The organism is Pseudomonas sp. H1_D04 (genome assembly GCF_054683855.1).
On sequence record NZ_CP162826.1, the window covers coordinates 18,769 to 38,871 of the forward strand.

General features: G+C 58.6%; 18 protein-coding genes and 1 tRNA gene. 7 read left to right on the top strand and 12 right to left on the bottom strand.

Translation table 11 applies throughout. The features are described 5' to 3' along the window. The first annotated feature begins 40 nt into the window (after positions 1-40). Genes AB4N82_RS00100 through accC form a run of 3 tightly spaced genes read left to right on the top strand, consistent with a single transcriptional unit; the run spans position 41 to position 3,239 of the window. Positions 41-1,387, top strand: coding sequence for an MFS transporter (locus AB4N82_RS00100; protein ID WP_095186404.1), 1,347 nt, complete (start codon positions 41-43; stop codon positions 1,385-1,387). Between the two features lie 47 nt (positions 1,388-1,434). Beyond that, the gene (gene accB, locus AB4N82_RS00105; protein ID WP_122764050.1) at positions 1,435-1,857 is read left to right on the top strand and encodes an acetyl-CoA carboxylase biotin carboxyl carrier protein; all 423 of its coding nucleotides are present in this window, start codon (positions 1,435-1,437) and stop codon (positions 1,855-1,857) included. A 17-nt stretch (positions 1,858-1,874) separates the two neighbouring features. After that, positions 1,875-3,239: an acetyl-CoA carboxylase biotin carboxylase subunit gene (gene accC / locus AB4N82_RS00110; protein ID WP_260366527.1), complete on the top strand. Its 1,365-nt coding sequence runs from the start codon at positions 1,875-1,877 to the stop codon at positions 3,237-3,239. 249 nt (positions 3,240-3,488) lie between these two features. On the opposite strand, the gene AB4N82_RS00115 is transcribed toward accC, so the two are convergent. The 5 genes from AB4N82_RS00115 to AB4N82_RS00135 form a co-directional block, all read right to left on the bottom strand. Then, a tRNA-Gly gene (locus tag AB4N82_RS00115) sits at positions 3,489-3,564 on the bottom strand. 60 nt (positions 3,565-3,624) lie between these two features. After that, positions 3,625-4,185 (bottom strand): CDP-diacylglycerol--glycerol-3-phosphate 3-phosphatidyltransferase, encoded by a 561-nt coding sequence (gene pgsA / locus AB4N82_RS00120; RefSeq protein ID WP_032886611.1) that lies wholly within the window; start codon positions 4,183-4,185, stop codon positions 3,625-3,627. A 32-nt stretch (positions 4,186-4,217) separates the two neighbouring features. Further along, positions 4,218-6,041: an excinuclease ABC subunit UvrC gene (gene uvrC / locus AB4N82_RS00125; RefSeq protein WP_122764985.1), complete on the bottom strand. Its 1,824-nt coding sequence runs from the start codon at positions 6,039-6,041 to the stop codon at positions 4,218-4,220. A gap of 1 nt (position 6,042) precedes the next feature. Beyond that, positions 6,043-6,684 (bottom strand): response regulator transcription factor GacA, encoded by a 642-nt coding sequence (gacA, locus tag AB4N82_RS00130; protein WP_032886613.1) that lies wholly within the window; start codon positions 6,682-6,684, stop codon positions 6,043-6,045. A gap of 151 nt (positions 6,685-6,835) precedes the next feature. Continuing rightward, positions 6,836-7,201 carry a helix-turn-helix domain-containing protein gene (locus AB4N82_RS00135; RefSeq protein WP_032886614.1) on the bottom strand — a complete coding sequence of 122 codons (366 nt, stop codon included), beginning with the start codon at positions 7,199-7,201 and terminating at the stop codon, positions 6,836-6,838. An 82-nt stretch (positions 7,202-7,283) separates the two neighbouring features. On the opposite strand from AB4N82_RS00135, the gene AB4N82_RS00140 reads away from it, so the two are divergent. After that, positions 7,284-7,523: a DNA-binding protein gene (locus tag AB4N82_RS00140; RefSeq protein WP_122764987.1), complete on the top strand. Its 240-nt coding sequence runs from the start codon at positions 7,284-7,286 to the stop codon at positions 7,521-7,523. A gap of 35 nt (positions 7,524-7,558) precedes the next feature. On the opposite strand, the gene AB4N82_RS00145 is transcribed toward AB4N82_RS00140, so the two are convergent. Beyond that, a complete protein-coding gene (locus tag AB4N82_RS00145; protein ID WP_095186524.1) occupies positions 7,559-7,984 on the bottom strand; it encodes a GNAT family N-acetyltransferase in 426 nt (141 codons plus the stop codon). Beyond that, positions 7,985-8,734: a carbon-nitrogen hydrolase family protein gene (locus AB4N82_RS00150; RefSeq protein ID WP_122681483.1), complete on the bottom strand. Its 750-nt coding sequence runs from the start codon at positions 8,732-8,734 to the stop codon at positions 7,985-7,987. Between the two features lie 146 nt (positions 8,735-8,880). On the opposite strand from AB4N82_RS00150, the gene AB4N82_RS00155 reads away from it, so the two are divergent. The 3 genes from AB4N82_RS00155 to dkgB all read left to right on the top strand — a co-directional run bounded on the left by AB4N82_RS00155 (position 8,881) and on the right by dkgB (position 11,412). After that, positions 8,881-9,015: a hypothetical protein gene (locus tag AB4N82_RS00155; RefSeq protein WP_256585361.1), complete on the top strand. Its 135-nt coding sequence runs from the start codon at positions 8,881-8,883 to the stop codon at positions 9,013-9,015. 341 nt (positions 9,016-9,356) lie between these two features. After that, positions 9,357-10,421 carry a 3-deoxy-7-phosphoheptulonate synthase gene (locus tag AB4N82_RS00160; RefSeq protein WP_032886619.1) on the top strand — a complete coding sequence of 355 codons (1,065 nt, stop codon included), beginning with the start codon at positions 9,357-9,359 and terminating at the stop codon, positions 10,419-10,421. A gap of 172 nt (positions 10,422-10,593) precedes the next feature. Continuing rightward, a complete protein-coding gene (dkgB, locus tag AB4N82_RS00165) occupies positions 10,594-11,412 on the top strand; it encodes a 2,5-didehydrogluconate reductase DkgB (RefSeq protein ID WP_095186523.1) in 819 nt (272 codons plus the stop codon). Here the strand turns inward: dkgB and AB4N82_RS00170 are convergent. From AB4N82_RS00170 to mgtA, 5 genes are all read right to left on the bottom strand, one after another. Beyond that, positions 11,409-11,831, bottom strand: a complete 423-nt coding sequence (locus AB4N82_RS00170; protein WP_122764988.1) for an ANTAR domain-containing protein — start codon at positions 11,829-11,831, stop codon at positions 11,409-11,411. The two genes, dkgB and AB4N82_RS00170, sit on opposite strands and share 4 nt — an antisense overlap. A gap of 134 nt (positions 11,832-11,965) precedes the next feature. Next, entirely contained in the window at positions 11,966-15,583 is a 3,618-nt protein-coding gene (locus AB4N82_RS00175) for a transporter substrate-binding domain-containing protein (protein ID WP_122764989.1), read from the bottom strand. Between the two features lies 1 nt (position 15,584). Next, on the bottom strand, positions 15,585-16,214 hold the full coding sequence (locus tag AB4N82_RS00180) for a response regulator transcription factor (protein ID WP_032886624.1): 630 nt from the start codon (positions 16,212-16,214) through the stop codon (positions 15,585-15,587). A 281-nt stretch (positions 16,215-16,495) separates the two neighbouring features. Further along, positions 16,496-17,212, bottom strand: coding sequence for an MgtC/SapB family protein (locus AB4N82_RS00185; RefSeq protein ID WP_032886625.1), 717 nt, complete (start codon positions 17,210-17,212; stop codon positions 16,496-16,498). A gap of 16 nt (positions 17,213-17,228) precedes the next feature. Beyond that, positions 17,229-19,934, bottom strand: a complete 2,706-nt coding sequence (mgtA, locus tag AB4N82_RS00190; RefSeq protein WP_460104102.1) for a magnesium-translocating P-type ATPase — start codon at positions 19,932-19,934, stop codon at positions 17,229-17,231. Between the last annotated feature and the right edge of the window lie 169 nt (positions 19,935-20,103).

A 20,103-nucleotide genomic window follows, 5' to 3' on the forward strand; every position in this document is an offset into this window, starting at 1 on the left:
ACTTAACTCTTTTGGCCAATGGCCAGAGTGGAAGGTATTTATGTCTCGTGTTCTCTCTGAAAATACGCACTCGTCGCACCTCGACGTCGAGGCACACGCCACCAGCGGTACAACGCAGTCAGCCGTCATTGCCAAGCGCGCAGCCATGGCCTCGGCCACCGGCACCGCCGTTGAATACTATGAGTTCAGTATCTACGGCTATATGGCGACCATCATCGCACCTCTGTTCTTTCCGGGTGACAACCCTGCCGCTGCACTCCTCGCCACACTGGCGGTGTTCGGCATTGCCTTTGTCATCCGCCCGATCGGCGGCGTGCTGCTCGGTCGCCTTGCCGATCGTATCGGTAGACGTCGAGTGCTGCTCAGCACCGTGATCGGGATGGGCACCGCAACTGCACTCATTGGGGTATTGCCCACCACCGCACAGATCGGACTGGCCGCCCCTATCCTGCTGGTGCTGTTGCGACTGTCCCAAGGTTTCTTCGCCGGTGGCGAAGTGGTAGGCGCCGCGGCGTTTGTAGCGGAATCTTCTCCTAACGGCAGACGCGGGTTCTTCGGTTCATTCACACCGCTGGGGGTTGCCGTGGGTGGCGCAACCGGGGCGATTGTCTGCGGTATCACCACCGGACTGCTCAGTGGCGAGCAGTTGCAGGCATGGGGCTGGCGCATCCCGTTTTTCTTGTCCATCCCGCTGGTTATGTTCTCGTTTTATATGCGGCACAACGTTGAAGAAACGCCGGAATTCAAAGCTTTCCTTGAGAAGGAAAAGCCACCGGTAGCGCCGGTCAAAGAGGTATTCAGCAAAAACCTGCCGGCACTACTGCGGGTCATCGTATTCGCGTCGGCACAGAATGCGGGTTACTTCATCGGGATGGTGTTCATGAACATCTACCTCACGACGTACCTGCACTTCGACAAATCCAAAGTCTACTGGGTGATAGCAGTGATCAGCCTGTGCATGGCAGCGATGATGCCGTTCTGGGGTGGTTTGTCAGACCGTATCGGTCGTAGGAAGGCGCTGAGTATCGGCTTTCTGGGCTACGCGATTCTGGTGATTCCCATGATGATCCTGATGGACAGCGGCAGCCTCTGGATCGCCGCACTGGCCATGTTCGTCGCGACCCTGCCTATGCCGATCGTTCAATCGGTTGGCTACCCGACTTACGCAGAACAATTCCCGACACGTGTGCGCTACACGGCCATGGCGATCAGCATCAACTTGGGCGCCATCCTGGGCGGCGGGATCACCCCCTACGTGGTCACCTCGATTATCACCAAGACCGGCAATTTACTGGTACCGGGCTATTTCATGGCAGGCGCGGCAGTGTGTGCCTTATTAGCGATTCTCACCTTGCGTGAAACCTCCAAGGGCAACCTCCTTAGATAGTTCGACGCCACGTTACGCCCCCAACCCAAGCATAAGGTTGCAGCAGCATGGACATTGAAAAAGTAAAAGAACTGGTCAAGTTGATCGAAGGATCAGGCTTGGCGGAGATTGATTTCAAAGAAGGCAGCAATCGGGTCCGTCTTCGTCGAGACCGTAAACCGGCCGCCGCTCCCCAGGCGGTCGCTCCCTCGCCACTATCCGAGTCGCAGACGGTACAGGTCGAGCCAAAACCCGCCGGCACGTTCATCACGGCACCGATGGTGGGCGTGTTCTACCGCAAGGCCTCGGCGACTTCGGCAGCGTTTGTTGAGATTGGCCAATCCGTGGCAAAAGGCGATGTCCTGTGCATTGTGGAAGCCATGAAAATGATGAACACGGTGGAGGCAACCTGCGGTGGGGTCATTGAGGCAATCATGGTCGAAGACGGTCAGCCCGTTGAATACGACCAGCCCATGTTCAACATTGTTTGAGCGACGCGGAGGTCAGAATGAGTGAAGTCGCAAAACTGCAAAAAGTAGTCATCGCCAACCGTGGTGAAATTGCTTTGCGTATCGTGCGTGCCTGTAAAGAACTGGACATCAAGACCGTCGCGGTTTACTCGACGGCCGATACCGAATTGATGCACGTGAAACTGGCGGACGAAAGCATCTGCATCGGCCCGCCACTGGCCACGAACTCGTACCTGAAAGTCTCGAACATCATCGCCGCGGCTGAAGTGACCGGCGCTGATGGCATCCACCCGGGCTACGGCTTCCTCGCGGAAAACGCCGATTTCGCCGAACAGGTGGAAAAATCCGGGTTTGCTTTCATTGGCCCGAAAGCCGAAACCATTCGCCTGATGGGCGACAAGGTATCGGCCAAGGACGCCATGATCGCAGCCGGCGTACCAACCGTTCCTGGTTCCGACGGCCCACTGCCTGAAGACGAGGAAACCGCTCTGCGCATTGGTCGCGAAGTCGGTTACCCAGTGATCATCAAGGCCGCCGGTGGCGGTGGTGGTCGCGGCATGCGCGTGGTGCACAAGGAAGAAGACCTGATCGAAGCGGCCAAGCAGACCCGTTCCGAAGCGGGTGCCTGGTTCGGCAACCCGATGGTCTACCTGGAAAAGTACCTGACCAACCCACGTCACGTGGAAGTGCAGGTTCTCTCCGACGGCCAAGGCCACGCCATCCACCTGGGCGACCGCGATTGCTCGCTGCAACGTCGTCACCAGAAGGTGTTGGAAGAAGCGCCGGCACCAGGCCTGGATGAAAAGGCTCGCCAGGAAGTTCTGGCTCGCTGCGTCAAGGCGTGCATCGACATCAACTACCGTGGCGCCGGTACCTTCGAGTTCCTCTACGAAAACGGCCGCTTCTACTTCATCGAGATGAACACTCGTGTGCAGGTAGAGCACCCGGTTTCGGAGATGGTCACCGGTATCGACATCGTCAAGGAGATGCTGAGCATCGCCGCTGGCAACGTGCTGTCCTTCACCCAGGACGACGTGAAGATGCATGGCCACTCCCTGGAGTGCCGCATCAACGCCGAAGACCCGAAAACCTTTATCCCAAGCCCTGGCCTGGTCAAGCATTTCCACGCGCCCGGCGGCAACGGCGTACGTGTGGATTCGCACCTGTACAGCGGCTACAAGGTTCCGTCCAACTACGACTCGCTGATCGGCAAGCTGATCACCTGGGGCGCCACCCGCGACGAGGCCATGGCCCGTATGCGTAACGCCCTGGACGAAATCGTGGTTGATGGCATCAAGACCAACATCCCGCTGCATCGGGACCTGGTTCGTGATGAAGGCTTCTGCGAAGGTGGTGTGAACATTCACTACCTGGAACACAAACTGGCGGATCAGCATGGGTGACAAGCCGTCAAAGTTGCTGAGTTCCTGTTAGGAAGTCAGCACCTAATGCTCCTACGGTAACCTGAAGAGGCAAGCCAACATACGATTTCCAGGCGCCCCGTAAAAACGCCGTAAGACATCACTCAAACGTACGGGATTACCCTGGTTTACAGTGGTTTTGCGCAGAAACGAAAAAAGACGCCGAAGCGTCCATTCCATAACTCACAGGCAAAAAAAAGCCACTCTATTGAGTGGCTTTTTCGTAATGCTTGGAGCGGGAAACGAGACTCGAACTCGCGACCCCGACCTTGGCAAGGTCGTGCTCTACCAACTGAGCTATTCCCGCTTGGTGATGCGCATTCTATAGAATCCTGAGCACACGTCAACCTCTTGATTCAAAAAAGTTTTATTTCTTTTCAACAGTAGTGCGCAGATGTGGCCAGGCAGCGCGCAGATACTGGAGCATTGACCACAGGGTCAGACCAGCGGCGATAAGCAGCAAGGCGTAGCCCAGCAATACCCAAAAGGAGAAATCGGACGGGTTCGCCAGCAGGATGACCAGCGCGAGCATTTGCGCGGCAGTTTTCCATTTCCCCATGTTGGACACGGCTACGTGGGCGCGGGCGCCAATTTCGGCCATCCATTCGCGCAGAGCCGAAACGACGATCTCACGACCGATGATCACCGCGGCCGGCAGGGTCAGCCACAGATTACCGTGCTCTTGCACCAGCAGGACCAGAGCGACAGCCACCATCAGCTTGTCGGCCACGGGGTCCAGGAACGCGCCAAAAGGCGTGCTCTGCTCCAAGCGGCGGGCCAGGTAGCCGTCAAGCCAGTCGGTGGCAGCCGCAAAGGCGAACACCGAACTGGAGGCCAAGTAGCTCCATTCGTACGGCAGATAGAACAACAAAATGAAAATCGGGATAAGCAAGACGCGTAGAACGGTGATCAGATTAGGGATATTCATCGGCACAACTGGCTACGAGGTGGAAAGGCATTCTATTCGCTGTGCAGATTCGCATAAATCAGCTCAGCGAGCTTTTTACTGATACCGGGTGCTTTGGCTATCTCGTCAATGCTGGCACGGGATAGCTCCTGCAAGCCACCAAAATGTTTAAGCAAGTCGCGACGTCGCGTCGGGCCGACCCCGGCCACCCCTTCCAGAGTTGAGGTTCGCCGGGTTTTGCCACGGCGGGCGCGGTGGCCGGTAATGGCGAAACGGTGAGCTTCGTCGCGAATCTGTTGAATCAAATGCAGCGCGGGCGAATCGCCCTTCAAAGTGAACTCATGGGCGGCATCATTCAAGTACAACGTCTCGAAACCCGCTTTGCGTGTGGCCCCCTTGGCCACGCCGAGCAGGATCAGGTCAGGTACCGCCAGCTCGTTGAGCACGTCGCGGGCCATGGACAGTTGCCCCTTGCCGCCGTCGACCAGAAGGATATCCGGCAACCTGCCCTCCCCGTCCTTCAACTTACTGAAGCGGCGCGTGAGAGCCTGGTGCATGGCGGCGTAGTCATCGCCGGCGGTCACGCCTTCGATGTTGTAGCGCCGGTAGTCGGACTTGATCGGCCCTTCCGGACCAAACACCACACAGGAGGCTACGGTGGCCTCGCCGCTGGAGTGGCTGATGTCGTAGCACTCCAGACGCTGTGGTGGCTCGTCCAGATTGAGGACTTCGGCCAGGGCGTCGAAACGTGCGGCAACATGCTGCCGGTTGGCCAGGCGCGCACTCAGGGCCTGCTCGGCATTGGTCACCGCCAATTGCTGCCAACGCGCGCGGGTGCCGCGTACGCGGTGGCTGATGTCCAGCTCGCGGCCACGCAGTTCGTGGATCGCCTCGATTAAGGTGGGGAAGTCTTCGTGCACTACGTTGACGATCAGCTCCGACGGCAGGTCGCGCTCAGGGCTGCTCACGTAGTACTGGCCCAGGAAGGCGGCCATGACTTCGGCTACTTCCTCGTCGATACCGGTCTGCGGGAAGAAGTTCTTGCTGCCGAGCACTCGCCCGCCGCGCACACTGATCAGGTGCACACAAGCGCCGCCCGGGTTGACGAAGGCCGCGATCACGTCAACGTCGCCGGTGCCACCTTCCATGCTTTGTTGGTCCTGGACACGGCGCAGCAAGGAGATCTGGTCGCGTAGCTCCGCAGCCCGCTCAAAATCCAGGGTGCTCGCCGCCTGCTCCATGGCTGCCGATAGCTCATCGGTGAGCGCATTGCTGCGTCCTTCTAGGAACATCACCGAATGGCGCACATCCTCGGCGTACTCCGACGGTTCCACCAGGCCCACACAGGGCGCCTTGCAGCGTTTGATCTGATATTGCAGGCAAGGCCGCGTGCGATTCTTATAGAAACTGTCTTCACACTGGCGCACAAAAAAGGTTTTTTGCAGCAGGCTCAAGCTTTCACGAATTGCCCCAGCGCTGGGATAAGGCCCAAAGTACTTGCCCTTCGCCTTCTTCGCCCCGCGGTGAATGCTCAGGCGCGGGAAATTACCGTCCGATAAAAACACATAGGGGTAGGATTTATCGTCACGCAGCAGAATGTTGTAGGGCGGCCGCCATTCCTTGATCAGCGTCTGCTCAAGCAACAGCGCTTCGGTCTCATTGGCGGTGATGGTGGTTTCGACCTGGGCGATGCGCGCTACCAGAGCGGCGGTTTTCGGCGCGAGACCGCTCTTGCGAAAATAGCTCGCCAGACGATTCTTCAGGTTCTTGGCTTTGCCGACGTAAAGCAGGCGGGCCTCGCTGTCGAACATGCGGTACACGCCAGGGCGGCCACTGCAGGTTGAGAGAAAGGCACTCGGATCAAACGGTGTGGTCATGTCAGGCGCTGGCGTCCACCATGCCGTGGCGCACCGCGAGCAGGGTCAATTCAACATCACTGCTGATGGCGAGCTTCTCGAAAATGCGATAGCGGTAGGTATTAACGGTCTTGGGTGAGAGGCACAGTTTGTCGGAGATCGTCTGGACCTTCTGGCAACCGACGATCATCAAGGCGATCTGGATTTCCCGCTCCGACAGTGCATCAAACGGCGAGTCGCTGACAGGCTGGAAGGACTTGATGGCTAACTGCTGAGCAATCTGCGGGCTGATGTAGCGCTGGCCGGCAAACACCAGGCGAATGGCTTGGACCATTTCCGCCAATCCTGCCCCTTTAGTGAGGTAACCCGCAGCACCAGCCTGCAGCAGACGTGTCGGGAACGGGTCTTCCTCGCACACAGTCACCACCACGACTTTGATGTCCGGATGGCTGCGCAGCAATTTGGTCGTTGCACCAAGACCGCCGATCCCAGGCATCTTGACGTCCATCAACACCACATCGGGTTTCAACTCCCGGGCCTTAATCAGGGATTCCTCCCCCGACTCGGCCTGGCCGACTACTTGCAGGCCATCGATGTCAGCCAGCATTCGTGTAATGCCTGTACGAACGAGATCATGGTCATCGACTACTAGCACCCTAATCAAGCAGACACCTCGCGAAATGGTCTTATAGGTTGCCGAACACCTTAGCAAAAAACCAAGGCGCAGACCTAGTTGCACGCGTCATATATATGGAGTTTGGTTAAGCGACGGCCACCCGCCGGGAGGCGGATGGCTCAATTTGCTGGGCGAAGCGTCAGGAATCCTGGGGGTTTGGCTTGGCTTTTCCATTCATCGACGATGAATGCTCGGCCAAAGTAGAGGTCAGGCGACGGATCGCAGCCTGGTCTTCCTTGAACATTGCGCGGTAATCCCCGAGTACCTTCTCTTCGATGTGGCTCAGGTTTTCCAATTGAATCGGCGTGGCTGCGCCAGTCAAAACGTACAGCACATCCACACCTCTCGCGGCGACGCGAGACAAGTAGTCCGCTTTAGGTGCACGTCCTCCACTTTCGTATTTACCTTGTGCGTTGGCTTCAACGCCTCCGATTTCACCAAATACTTTTTGCGACAGACCAAGTCGCTCCCTTTCTTGCCTCAAACGCAAACCGATTCCACTCATTTGGATGTATGATCCTGTTTGGCACACCCCAAGAGGTGACACTCTCATCCCTTATTTAAACAAACTTGAACGGTTTTGAACTATGCCCGGAATCCGTACCGCAGCACAAGCCAGGGCCTGGCTGGAACACCAAGGCAAGTCAGTTCAAGCGTTCGCTCGAGAACATGGCGTCGATCCGGCAACCACCTATCAAGTGCTCGCTGGGCGCAAAAAGGGACGGCGTGGGGAGGCCCACAAGGTAGCGGTCCTTTTGGGTATGAAAGAAGGGATTATCCTTTCTGAGGCTGATGGCCAAAACGCCGATCAGGAAGTCAACTCCTGAAGCCAGTATGCGCTTATTAGGATTGAACGCATGGTTTAGCTGCAAACACGCTCCATACGCAAGAAGTAGTCTTCTTCTCCCACGATATTGAATCCCATACGCAGATAGAGTTTTTTGGCCGGATTCGTCTTGAACACGGTCAGGCGCAACAGGCCCAGCACCTGCGCCTTGAGCGTCATCTGCGCCAATACCCAACTCCCGGCGCCGATCCCGCGACAGTCTTCGAGCAGATGCAACTCCCGAATGTAGAGCGCCCGGCTATCACGGCTCAGACTGATAAACCCCAAAACGGTGTCGTCCCGGCAAATCAGCCAGTTTTCCCGACCTGCCCACGCGGTGTCGAAGCCATCGTTGGACCACCACAACCCGTACTGAACGTAATAGCGGGCCATGGCTTGTTGGGTCAGCGTTCGTGCAAAGGACAGATCCTGGTCGGTCGCAGCGCGCAGGTGAAAGGCCATTTACAGAGCTATCACTTGGCTGGTCCAACGCTCGGCGTGGCGACTCGCGATCAGCAGCGCATTCCCTACCCCGGGCACAACAGCAAGCAAACTGCCATCGGCGGCCCAGATCGCACTGCGACCCGCGCAGGCCCAGCCACCCGAAGGCCCACCATGATTCGCCATCAACACCAGCAAGCCATATTCAGCGGCGTAGCCTTGGAGCAGCGCACTGTCAGTTGCGTAGCCGCCTTCACTGATCAGCACACCGGCGGCATAGACAGTGGCGCCCGCTTGCGCCGCAGCACGCGGATGACTGGCGTGGGAAAAGTCTGCACACACCGCCAGTGAAATCCGGTCAGCCCCAAATTCAACAACAGCACCGCCCTGCCCTGGGACAAACGCGGCTTCTTCGCCGTCATGCAGATGTTGCTTGGTATAGACCGCCAGGGAGCCGTCCGCGCCCAGCACCAGAGCACCGATCAACACACCCGCCTCTGGCGCCAGTCGGATCGGCATACCCACCACCGCCGTCAGTCGCAGCTCCTGCGCCATTTCACGCAAGGGCGCCAGCACCCGATCCTCTGGCGCAATCGCCAGTTCAGCGGCCAGCGACGGCTCATAGCCCGTCAACGACAACTCGGGGAACACCAGCAATTGCACCCCCTGCTCCGCTGCAGCACGCATAAATGCCAGGTGGCGTTCGATGTTGGCCGGCACATCGCCCGCAATGGAAATGGATTGAGCAGCAGCAAGGCTGAAGGCAGTCATGGTCGCGTCCAAGCAATCGGTATGTGAGTGTGACCAGCATATCGGCACTCACCCCATAGCCGTAAGTACCCCCATACAATAGAAATTACTGATTGAATCTCCCTGCTTGCCTCTAGTAAGCTCCGACCATCATTTGGAGACACACCATGTTGCAACTCACCCACACTCAGGTTTGCCCTGCTGCCAGCGCCCAGCGCTCGGTGTCGGCTACCCGTGTGAACGGTTCGAGCGCACTGGTCAGCTTTTATTTTGGGTATTGGTTTAGCCACTGGCGCGCCTGATACCTGAAATCGGCGCCCACTACTCAAGGGGTCGCCTACCAGAGAAATCTAACCCCCGGTCGGCTCCCCGACCGGGGGTTTTGTTTTTCAGGCCTCCATACACTTTTCAACTTGGTCAAGAACACTTAAAGGAATCACGACATGAACTACGCCACCTATTACCGCTACGACACTTGCACTGCATGGCGATTTAGCAAGCTCCGCTCGGGACAGCCTGCCGCCTCCGATCGGTCACCTATTGGTGGCAAGCCAACACACGTAGCCGATACGGCCAATTGTCGAACACCCCAGTAGGCCAAGCGCGCGGGAATAGCCCGCCGCTTGACCAGGAAGCCTTGAATATGAACTCCTCCGTCGCCGCTCTACCCGTTGCCGCTCTGACTTGCGCCAATGAAACCCTGACCCAGCGTCTGCCCAGCTCCCTTGAGCTCAAGCACCAACTGCCCCTCAGCCCGTTCCTCACTGAACAGATCCACGCCCATCGCCAAGCCGTGCGCGCCATCCTCAATGGCGAAGATTCCCGCTTGCTGGTGATCGTCGGCCCATGCTCGATCCACGACCCGGAATCGGCCATGGAATACGCCCGCAACCTGAAGAAACTGGCCCTTGAGGTCAGTGACCAGATGTTGCTGGTGATCCGCGCCTACGTCGAAAAACCACGCACGACGATCGGCTGGAAAGGCCTGGCCTACGATCCTCGCCTGGATGGCAGTGATGACATGGCCGCCGGTTTAACCCTGTCACGCGAATTGATGCGCGAGATGCTACGCCTGGGCCTGCCCGTCGCCACTGAACTGCTGCAACCCATGGCCGCCGGCTACTTCGATGACCTGCTCAGCTGGGTGGCGATTGGCGCGCGCACCACGGAATCGCAGATCCACCGCGAAATGGCCAGCGGCCTGGGCATGCCCGTGGGCTTCAAGAACGGCACCGACGGCGGCGTCGCGATTGCCTGTGACGCCATGCGTTCGGCGTCCCATCCGCACCGTCACTTCGGCGTCGATAGCCAGGGCCACCCGGCCATCATTCAGACCTCAGGTAACCCCGATACCCACCTGGTGCTGCGCGGTGGTCACCGTGGGCCGAACTACGATGCTCAGAGCGTGGCTGAGGTGAAGCACGGCCTGACCCAATCCAAGGTCATGCCACGGATCATGGTCGATTGCAGCCACGCTAACAGCGGCAAGGATCCACTGCGTCAGCCGGCCGTCTTCAATGACGTGCTGGAGCAACGCTTGCAGGGTGACACCTCGCTGATCGGCATGATGCTCGAAAGCCATTTGTTCGAAGGCTGCCAGCCGTTGAGCCCTTCGATGAAATACGGTGTGTCAGTGACAGACGGCTGCCTGGGCTGGACCGCCACCGAGCAGTTGTTGCGTGCGGCTGCCGAGCGCCTGCGCGCTTAAGATTGATCGTTCAAGGCGCTGCTACAGTGGGTACAGCGCCTCATGCCCCAGCCCCCACACACTTGCCATTCGTGACATTCAGTCAAGAGTCCTTTTCGGATTCGACTGTGTTTGCGAAGGAACGACGAGGGGATACTTGACTCCATTGCCTACAGCCCTAATGGAGTTACTGATGTCTATCCTCACGCAAAAAGTCCCCGCCTTCGGCCTCGGCACCTTTCGCCTGCAAGGCCAAGTGGTGATCGACTCCGTCAGCACCGGCCTTGAACTGGGCTACCGCGCCATCGACACCGCGCAAATCTACGAGAACGAAGCAGATGTCGGCCAAGCTATCGCCGACAGTGGCATCCCAAGGGATGAGCTGTTTATCACCAGCAAGATCTGGATCGCCAATTTCGCCGAAGGCCAACTGATCCCAAGCCTCAAGGAAAGCCTGCGCAAGCTCAAGACCGATTACCTGGACCTGACCCTGATCCACTGGCCATCGCCGGAAGACCAAGTGCCCGTCGCCGAGTTCATGGGGCAGTTGCTGGAAGCCAAACGCATGGGCCTGACGCGCCAGATTGGTATTTCCAACTTCACCATCGACCTGATGAAGCAGGCCATCGCAGCCGTGGGCGCCGAGCACATCGCTACCAACCAAATCGAACTGCACCCCTACCTGCAAAACCAGCACGTCGTGGATTTTGCCACCGCCAACGGTATCCAGATCACCTCGTACATGACTCTGGCTTACGGCGAAGTGCTCAAAGACCCCGTGATCCAGCAGATCGCGAAGCACCACCAAGCCACCCCGGCACAAGTCGCCCTGGCCTGGGCCATGCAGTTGGGTTACGCGGTCATCCCTTCGTCAACCAAACACGCCAATCTGGAAAGCAACCTCAAGGCCATGCAGCTGACCTTGAGCCCTGCCGATATGGCGCAGATTGCCGGGCTGGAACGTGGCCACCGCTTGACCAGCCCCAAGGGCATCGCGCCGAAGTGGGACTAAACCCCGGCCACCGCTTTGCGCGATAATTCGCGCAGCCACGGCAACACCCGCAGGCCGACCGTGGCCTCGGGTGGGTCGATAATGTCCATGAAATGTTCGAGATTGACGTTGTCCGGCACACCGGGAAGCCGTACCACCACCGCCGATGTTGCGCCGCAGGGTGCCCCCAAATCCAGGTGATCGTAGACCAGTACATGGCGCACCTGGGGCTGGGGCCCGCAGCCATGGGTTATCAAACCCGCGCTGATAATCAGCACGTCAAAGGGTTCGGCTGGGATAGCCGTGAGTATCTGGACTTCTTCGAAGGTTTGTACCGGCACGATCCGGTGGTACCCCAACTGATTGAGCATTTTTTCGATGTACAACCGTTGCAGGTGTTGTTCATCAGCAATCAGGATGGTCAGTGCTTTGTTCGGCATGGCAAACACCTGGGCAGGCAGCGCTCGTCAGTGAGCGCCGCCTATTTTCCAGACATATCCCGAAGACAAAATCAGGCATATTCCCGCTTCGCGTAGGAGTTCTCCCAAATCAACCGAATGGCCCTCCTCCTCAGTCAAGCCTGATTGCCATAACGACTCAGGCCGTGCTGCAACTGTTCGATGGCCGCGTCTACGGACTCAACTGCAGCGTCCAACGCCCCCCTATCACGCCGCTCACATGCGCCCTCCAAGGTCTCGCAGCAGGAGGTCAGCACCTCAGCCTTGACCAAGCGCGCGCCTCCTTTGACACGATGAGCCAGGTCGTGAAGCTTGGCGAAAGCGCCTTGCCCTTTCAGCGTCGACAGCAAAGCACGGTCCTCTTCGAGGCTGTCCAGTAAAGGCGTCAGCAGTTCGCTGAGAGCATCGTCATCGCCCTGCGTCAGCGTGAGCAGCGGGCTTAAATCAAACGCTGCTCCGGCGTTATCCGTGGCGACTCCGGCGGTCCGTGGTGCCAAGGCCAAGCGCAAGTCCTCAAGGCCGGTAGGTTTAAACAGGCAACCGTCCATGCCTGCTTGCCTGCAGCGTTCAGCCTCTTGCGGCAGTGCGTTGGCGGTGAACCCAAGTAACAGGCACGGCGTCAACCCAAGCTGGTGCTCTTGTGCACGAATGTCACGCGCCAACGCGTAACCGTCCTTGAAGGGCATATTGCAATCGGTGATCACGCCATCAAAATGTCCGGCCTGCCACAGTGCAAATCCTTGGGCACCGTCCTCTGCCGAAGTGATGCGATGCCCCAGAAAACTCAGTTGTCGAGCCAGCAACAAGCGGTTGGCTGGGTAATCATCCACCACCAGAATGTTTAACCCACGGGCGGGCGGTATATGCGGGACCGGTGCAGAGACCGGCACGGCGGTGGTCATCGCAAGCGCCAATGTCACGTCCACTCGCGTGCCCTTGCCCAGCACGCTGCTCAAATGCAGTTGACCGCCCATCATCTCGCACAGGTTACGGCTGATCACCAACCCCAGACCCGACCCACTTCGCCCTGGCTGCTCATTATTACTGCCTTGGATAAAGGGGTTGAACAAGCGCTGCTGGTCTTCGGCGCTGATGCCAATGCCCGAATCCTCCACCCACAACCGCACGTTCAGTTGGTCACTGTCCAACACAGGTACGCCCTGGGCGCCCAACGACACTTGACCGGAGGCGGTGAACTTGATCGCATTGCCCAATAAATTGGACACCACCTGCTTGAAGCGCAGCGGGTCGACGATCACGGGTCGATCTATCAACGGGTCAAGTTCCACTCGCAGCAACAGGCCCTTGTCCCTCGCCAACCCCTCAAACACCCGCGCCACGGAGGCCAACAGTTCGTGCAGATTGGCTGGCTCCAGGCTAAGGGAAAGGTGGCCGGATTCGATCCGTGCAATGTCGAGAATATCGCCGATCAACTCCAGCATGCCCCGGGACGCCACCGACGCGACCTCCAGCGCATCCCGGTCAGCCCTGCCCTGTTCGGCATTCTTCAGCGCCAGCTCGATCATGCCGATCACTGCGTTCATGGGAGTGCGGATTTCATGACTCATGGTCGCCAGGAACGTAGTCTTGGCACGATTGGCCGCGTCAGCCTCCTCCTTCGCTTCCTGCAACTGGCGCAACAGGCGCTGGCGCTCGCTGACATCCACCCAGCCCGCAATCATGCCCACGACACTGCCATTGCTATCGCGGTACGGGAGCATCCACTGGTAAATGGTCAGAACGCCACCACCCGGCACCTTGAGCACGCGGTCATGGATCTGCGGCTCACCCAACTCCATCAAACGCAAATAATCGGCATGAAACGAACGGGCCTGGGGCGGGTTACCTGTATCGGTTTCCACCACTGTCTTACCGATGACGTCTTCCAACTTGAACCCGAATACATCGAGATAGGCGTTATTGCAGGCCATCAAGCGACCCAGGCGATCACGCACATAAATGGGGTGCGGCGTGCCATCAATCAGCACACTCATAAAACGCATCTGGTCGCTCAAAGCACGTTCGGCCTGGGCGCGTTTGCGAATCAGATTACGCAGGTAGAACACCCAGCCCAGCGTCACCAGCAACAGCAGCGCGGCTAAGCCGAACCCTTGGATAATCATATTGCGGTGACGCATCCAGTAGTTGTCTTCGATGATGATCTCGCTGCGCCAATGGTTGGTCAGCTCATCCATTTCTTCGGGTGAAATGCTCAACAATGCCTTGTCGAGGATCGAGTACAACTCCAGTTCGCTGCGGTTGACTCCAAACGTAATCCGCGCAGGCTCCCTCCCGACCGTACTGGTGATACGCAAACGCTTAAGGTAATGGCGCGCGATCATGTAGCGCGCGCTGATCAGCGAAACCGCCGTCGCATCGACGCTGCCATTGGCCACCCATTCCATTGCCTGCTCAGGGTTCTGCGCGTCGACAAACCCGATATTGGGATAGTCCTTGGCGATTTGTGCGACCAGGCTGTCGCCGCTAACGATTGCCAGGCGCTTGCCGGGCATATCTTCCAGGGTCACCAGTTGCTCGTCGTCGGCACGCACCACCAACACATAGGGGTTGGACAGGTAAGGTCGGGTAAAACGGATCTTTTCGGACCGCTCGGCACTCGGGGTGACGACCGCCAGCATGTCCACACGACCGGCGCTGGCCTGATCAATTTGCGCGGGCAACGAACTGCCGCGCTCCACATCGAACTTCAAGCCTGTGCGCAAACTGATGCGCGACAGTACTTCGGCGCTCAACCCTTCGAATTGCCCCTGCCCGTTGAAAAAAGACAGCGGCACAAACTTGTCGAGCACCGCGATTTTCACCCGGGGGTTCTTCTCCAGCCAGCGTTGCTCGCTTTCACTTAAGCGCAGCTGATCCGCCTCCAGAAACCCGCTGCCACCGGCACTCCAACGACGTAGGATTTCCAGCTGCTGGCTGGCCGGAACGTCGGCCAAAGCAGCGTTGATGATGCCCAACAGGCGTGTATTGTCCTTGGCGAATGCGAACCCGAAAGGGTTGACCTCCAGTGCGGAAAAATCCGCCATGCGCACGTTGTTGAGGTGGTTCTTGTTGATCAGATAACGAGTGCTGATAGCGTCCCCCAGGTACACATCGGCCTGGCCGAACGCGACAGCACCTATGGCTTCGAAGGCCGAGGCAAATAAGAGCAACTGTGCATTGGGATAAAACGTCTGAACGGCGTCGGGCTGCATGTAGTGGTAGAGCATCGCCACGCGCTTACCCGAAAGGTCAGCTTTCAGCGCCTGGCTTTCCCCTGCGCGCGTTACCAGCGCAGGTTGGTCATTGGCGTAAGAACGGGACAGTACCAACTCCGAGTCAGCCGCCTCATAGCCATTGGCCGACCCGACAAAATCTACCTCGCCGGCCTTGAGGGCATCGATTACCTCATCGCGGGTGTCGTACCGCTTCACGTCGATCGAGACATTCAGTGCCTGGGCGACCAGTGCCGCATAATCGGCGGTGATGCCCTCCAATTCATCGTTGTTGCTGCTCAGGTCAAAGGGGGCGAAATCAGGGGCCGACACGCCCATCGACAGCGTGCGCCGCTCGCGCAGCCAGCGCCAGTCGGCCTCGTCCAACACTACAGAAGGGTTTGCAAAAGTGGAGTGACCCAGCAGTCTCAGGTCGCGGGGTGCTTCGATGGCCATCGCCGCCCAAGGCAACAGCCCCATCAGCAGGATGGCCGCGTGTTTCGCCAGCCGGGAGGTAATCATTTCAGATCAGATGATTGCGCTGGGCAAACTTGGACAGATGAACCACCGAGGACATGCGCAACTTCTCCTTGAGCCGCGTTTTGTAGGTACTGATGGTCTTATGGCTCAACAGCATGTCCTCGGCGATCTCCTTGTTACCCAGGCCCAGCGCCAGCTTTTGCAACACCGTCAATTCGCGGTCAGACAGCGCCGCCACCAACTCCTGCTCAGTGGACTGCAAATCGTCGCGACGCACCGAACTGGTGGGCAGGCTGGGGAAGCAACTGTAGCCAGACCTGATCGCCCTGATCGCCTTCTGCAGCTCATCAAGTTCACCTGTCTTGGCGACAAACCCCATCGCACCAGCGCGCATGCAACGAGTCGAAAAGAACACCGCCAGATAAGAGGTCAGCACCAGGATCCTGCAAGGCAGCTCCAGCGCCTTGATCCGGCTGATCACCTCCAACCCACCGAGCTTAGGCATCGCCAGGTCAAGAATGATTAGATCAGGGCGGGTTTCGCGAGCAATCTGCATGGCGTCAGCGCCGTTACCCGCCTGGTAGATTTTGTCGAAGCCCTCCTGCTTCAGCAGATATTTGACGGTGGCGCGTATAAAAGGGTGGTCATCCACTATTAAAGCTTTGTTGCTCATAAGACTCCCCTGAGAAGATCAGTACGCTTACATATCACGCGAGACCCAACTACCTGTGAAAAGTAACAGTTCCGACAAACGGTGCTGATTACTCCCTACAACAACTCAGGCAGTAAAGGCCCCTCCTTTTGAAAAAAACAGTAAACACGTAAAGCCGCGCCTTGATTCCTGAGCAGGCGCAAGCGCGCAACCTTAACAACCGACTGTTTTTTCCAATGAAGGGATAATCTCGACTAAATGTAGGACTTTTCCTCGGCACAGCAAGGTTGAGTCATCGAACGTTACTCGGTGGTACTCGGGCTCCAGAAGGCCTGTACCACCAGGGTCGACCTGGAAATCCGCACCACCAGGGCGTCCAACTCGTCACCGTCGACCGACGTCACCGCCAGTGTGGCTTCGATTTCCACCTCCTCGGTGCCGAACGGACGCACGTCGACATCACTGGCAGGGTAGTTACAGCGCGCGAGTTCGGATTCCAGCAACGCCAATACCGCGGTTTGCTGGGTACGTCGGGCAATCACATACAGGATGTTGGTGACTTCCGCCGACACCACATCCAGCGGCTGGCGGTTGATGTTATTGACGATTGGCCGCAGCAAGGTATTGGCCGCCAGCACAAACAGCGTGCCCAGCAACGCTTCGAGCACCAGGTCGGCACCGGCACACGCCCCCACGGCCGCCGACGCCCACAGCGTGGCGGCGGTATTGAGGCCACGCACATTGCCTTCTTCGCGCATGATCACGCCGGCACCAAGAAAGCCGATGCCCGACACCACATACGCAACCACTCGCACCGCGCCTTCCGCCCCACCGAGTCGGTTGGCCATGTCGACAAAAATCGCTGCCCCCACCGCCACCAGCACATTGGTGCGCAGGCCCGCCGTGCGCTGCCGGTACTGGCGCTCGAAACCGATCAGGCCACCGAGGATAAACGCGGCGGTGAGGCTGACCAGGGTGTCGATCAGGGAGTTGAGGTTGATGTTGTTGATTGCTTGCATAGGAGAGCTTCCCTATTCATTGCCAGCCAAACTTACGGATGTAATAGCCCTTCACCGCTTGGGTCAGCGCCATGTACGCCAGCAGGATCACCGGCAAAAACACAAAGTACAGCGACGGCAGCGCCTGTAATTTGAAGTAGTGCGCCAGCGGGCCCATTGGCAGGAAAATCCCCACGGCCATGATCACGCCCGTCATCACCATCAACGGCATCGCCGCACGGCTTTGCAGGAACGGGATTTTCGGGGTGCGAATCATGTGCACGATCAGCGTCTGGGTCAGCAGCCCCACCACAAACCAGCCCGACTGGAACAGCGTCTGATGGTCTGGTGTGTTGGCATCGAACACGTACCACATGAGTGCGAACGTGGTGATGTCAAAGATCGAACTGATAGGCCCGAAAAACAGCATGAAGCGCCCCACATCCCCCGGCTGCCAGCGTTGCGGCTTGGCCAGCATCTCGTCATCGACGTGGTCGAACGGGATCGCAATCTGGGAAATGTCATACAGCAGGTTTTGCACGAGCAGGTGCATCGGCAGCATCGGCAGAAACGGGATAAACGCACTCGCCACCAGCACCGAGAACACGTTGCCGAAGTTGGAGCTGGCGGTCATTTTGATGTACTTGAGCATGTTGGCAAAAGTGCGGCGGCCCTCCAGCACGCCCTCCTCCAGGACCATCAGGCTCTTTTCCAACAGGATGATGTCGGCCGCTTCCTTGGCGATGTCCACCGCGCTGTCCACCGAAATACCGATGTCCGCCGTGCGCAGCGCCGGTGCATCGTTGATGCCGTCGCCCATGAAACCCACCACATGCCCGTTGGCCTTGAGCAGGCGCACGATGCGCTCCTTATGGCTGGGCGTCAGCTTGGCGAACACATTGGTGGTTTCCACGGCCCTGGACAACTCAGCATCGGTCATGTCTTCGATGTCGTTGCCCATCAACAGACCTTGTTGCTCCAATCCCACTTCGCGGCAGATTTTTGCAGTGACCAGTTCGTTATCACCGGTCAGTACTTTGACCGCAACACCGTGGGCTTTCAGGGCTTTCAGCGCAGGCGCGGTGCTTTCCTTGGGCGGGTCGAGGAAGGCCACATAGCCGATCAATGTCAGGTTGTTCTCATCTGCCAAGCTGTAGGTGTCGCGCCCAGGTTCCATCGGTTGCGCGGCCACGGCCACCACACGCAGGCCTTCTTCATTGAACGCTGCGGTCACTTGGCGAATGCGCGCCAACAGCTCATCGGTGAGTGCTTCGTTGGTGTCGCCGTGGCGCACGCTGTTGCACACCGAGAGGATCTCCTCCACGGCGCCCTTGCAGATCAGCAGGTGCGGCAAGCCTTGCTCGGCGACGACCACCGACATACGGCGGCGGTTGAAGTCGAATGGGATCTCGTCGACCTTATGGAAGGCGGTGCCGACTTTAAGCTCGCGATGCACCTCCACATGTTCCAGCACCGCCACGTCCAGCAGGTTCTTCAGGCCAGTCTGGTAGTAGCTGTTGAGGTAGGCCATTTCCAATACGTCGTCGGATTCTTCACCCCACACATCCACATGGCGCGCCAGGAAAATCTTGTCCTGGGTCAGGGTGCCGGTCTTGTCGGTGCACAGCACGTCCATCGCGCCGAAGTTCTGGATCGCGTCCAGGCGCTTGACGATGACCTTCTTGCGCGACAAAAACACCGCGCCCTTGGCCAGGGTGGACGTGACGATCATCGGCAGCATTTCCGGGGTCAGCCCCACGGCAATCGACAGCGCGAACAGCAGCGCCTCGGTCCAGTCGCCCTTCGTGAAGCCGTTGATAAACAGCACCAACGGCGCCATCACAAACATAAAGCGGATCAGCAACCAACTGACTTTGTTCACCCCATGCTGGAACGAGGTGGTAGCGCGATCAGTGGCGGTCACGCGCTGGGCCAGGGCACCGAAGTAGGTGTTGTTGCCGGTGGTCAGGATCACCGCCGTCGCCGCACCGGACACCACGTTGGTGCCCATGAACAGGATGTTGTCCAGATCCAGAGGATTGCGGGTATTGGCGTCCTGATGCTGGGCGAACTTCTCCACCGGCATCGACTCACCGGTCATCGCCGCCTGGCTCACAAACAGGTCCTTGGCACTGAGCACGCGGCAATCGGCGGGAATCATGTCGCCGGCCGACAGCACGATCAGGTCGCCGGGCACCAACTGCTTGATCGGCAACTCGACGCGCTTGGCCTCATCACGACGCAGCACCGTGGCGGTGTTGCTGACCATGGCTTTCAAGGCATCGGCGGCCTTATTCGACTTGGCCTCCTGCCAGAAACGCAGCAGCGTCGAGAGCACCACCATGGAGAAAATCACCGTGGCGGCCTTCATGTCTTCGGTCAGCCAGGAGATCACCGCCAGCAAGGTCAGCAACAGGTTGAAGGGGTTTTTGTAGCAGTGCCACAGATGCACCCACCACGGCAGCGGCTGCTCGTGCTCGACTTCATTGAGGCCGTGTTGCACACGCAGGGCATCGGCTTCCTGGGTGTTCAAGCCCTCGGCATGGCTGCCCAACGTGCCGAGCAATTGCGCGGTGCTGCTGTTGGCCGCGGCCACCAGGGTTTGCGCCAGGGTCGGCGGCACTTCGCGGCTGACGCTGGCGTCGGTGACGGTTTCGAGCATGGCCAGGCGACGGAAGTGCCGGGCGATGTGCCGGGTCCGCAGGAAGCCGGCGAAGAACTCTTTCAACAGAGTGAGGTTCATGGTGTTACTCCTGCGCGAGGAAAAACCGTCGTGCAGGTACTGCCGCTGCGCACCACGCCTGTCAGACAGGCGCAGTCAGCTTAGCCCGCCCGCCGCAAAAGGCAGGCGCGTCCGTAGCAACCTGAGGTCACTCAGGTGCTGGTCAGCGTCGATGAAAGAGGATCGAGAC

Bases quoted from the DNA above. Each gene is read 5' to 3' on its own strand.
- uvrC (WP_122764985.1), bottom strand. From the start codon at position 6,041: ATGACCACACCGTTTGATCCGAGTGCCTTTCTCTCAACCTGCAGTGGC.
- pgsA (WP_032886611.1), bottom strand. From the start codon at position 4,185: ATGAATATCCCTAATCTGATCACCGTTCTACGCGTCTTGCTTATCCCG.
- AB4N82_RS00185 (WP_032886625.1), bottom strand. From the start codon at position 17,212: ATGCAAGCAATCAACAACATCAACCTCAACTCCCTGATCGACACCCTG.
- AB4N82_RS00135 (WP_032886614.1), bottom strand. From the start codon at position 7,201: ATGAGTGGAATCGGTTTGCGTTTGAGGCAAGAAAGGGAGCGACTTGGT.
- AB4N82_RS00170 (WP_122764988.1), bottom strand. From the start codon at position 11,831: ATGCCGAACAAAGCACTGACCATCCTGATTGCTGATGAACAACACCTG.
- AB4N82_RS00100 (WP_095186404.1), top strand. From the start codon at position 41: ATGTCTCGTGTTCTCTCTGAAAATACGCACTCGTCGCACCTCGACGTC.
- AB4N82_RS00160 (WP_032886619.1), top strand. From the start codon at position 9,357: ATGAACTCCTCCGTCGCCGCTCTACCCGTTGCCGCTCTGACTTGCGCC.
- AB4N82_RS00155 (WP_256585361.1), top strand. From the start codon at position 8,881: ATGTTGCAACTCACCCACACTCAGGTTTGCCCTGCTGCCAGCGCCCAG.
- AB4N82_RS00140 (WP_122764987.1), top strand. From the start codon at position 7,284: ATGCCCGGAATCCGTACCGCAGCACAAGCCAGGGCCTGGCTGGAACAC.
- AB4N82_RS00145 (WP_095186524.1), bottom strand. From the start codon at position 7,984: ATGGCCTTTCACCTGCGCGCTGCGACCGACCAGGATCTGTCCTTTGCA.
- AB4N82_RS00180 (WP_032886624.1), bottom strand. From the start codon at position 16,214: ATGAGCAACAAAGCTTTAATAGTGGATGACCACCCTTTTATACGCGCC.
- AB4N82_RS00175 (WP_122764989.1), bottom strand. From the start codon at position 15,583: ATGATTACCTCCCGGCTGGCGAAACACGCGGCCATCCTGCTGATGGGG.
- accB (WP_122764050.1), top strand. From the start codon at position 1,435: ATGGACATTGAAAAAGTAAAAGAACTGGTCAAGTTGATCGAAGGATCA.
- mgtA (WP_460104102.1), bottom strand. From the start codon at position 19,934: ATGAACCTCACTCTGTTGAAAGAGTTCTTCGCCGGCTTCCTGCGGACC.
- dkgB (WP_095186523.1), top strand. From the start codon at position 10,594: ATGTCTATCCTCACGCAAAAAGTCCCCGCCTTCGGCCTCGGCACCTTT.
- accC (WP_260366527.1), top strand. From the start codon at position 1,875: ATGAGTGAAGTCGCAAAACTGCAAAAAGTAGTCATCGCCAACCGTGGT.
- AB4N82_RS00150 (WP_122681483.1), bottom strand. From the start codon at position 8,734: ATGACTGCCTTCAGCCTTGCTGCTGCTCAATCCATTTCCATTGCGGGC.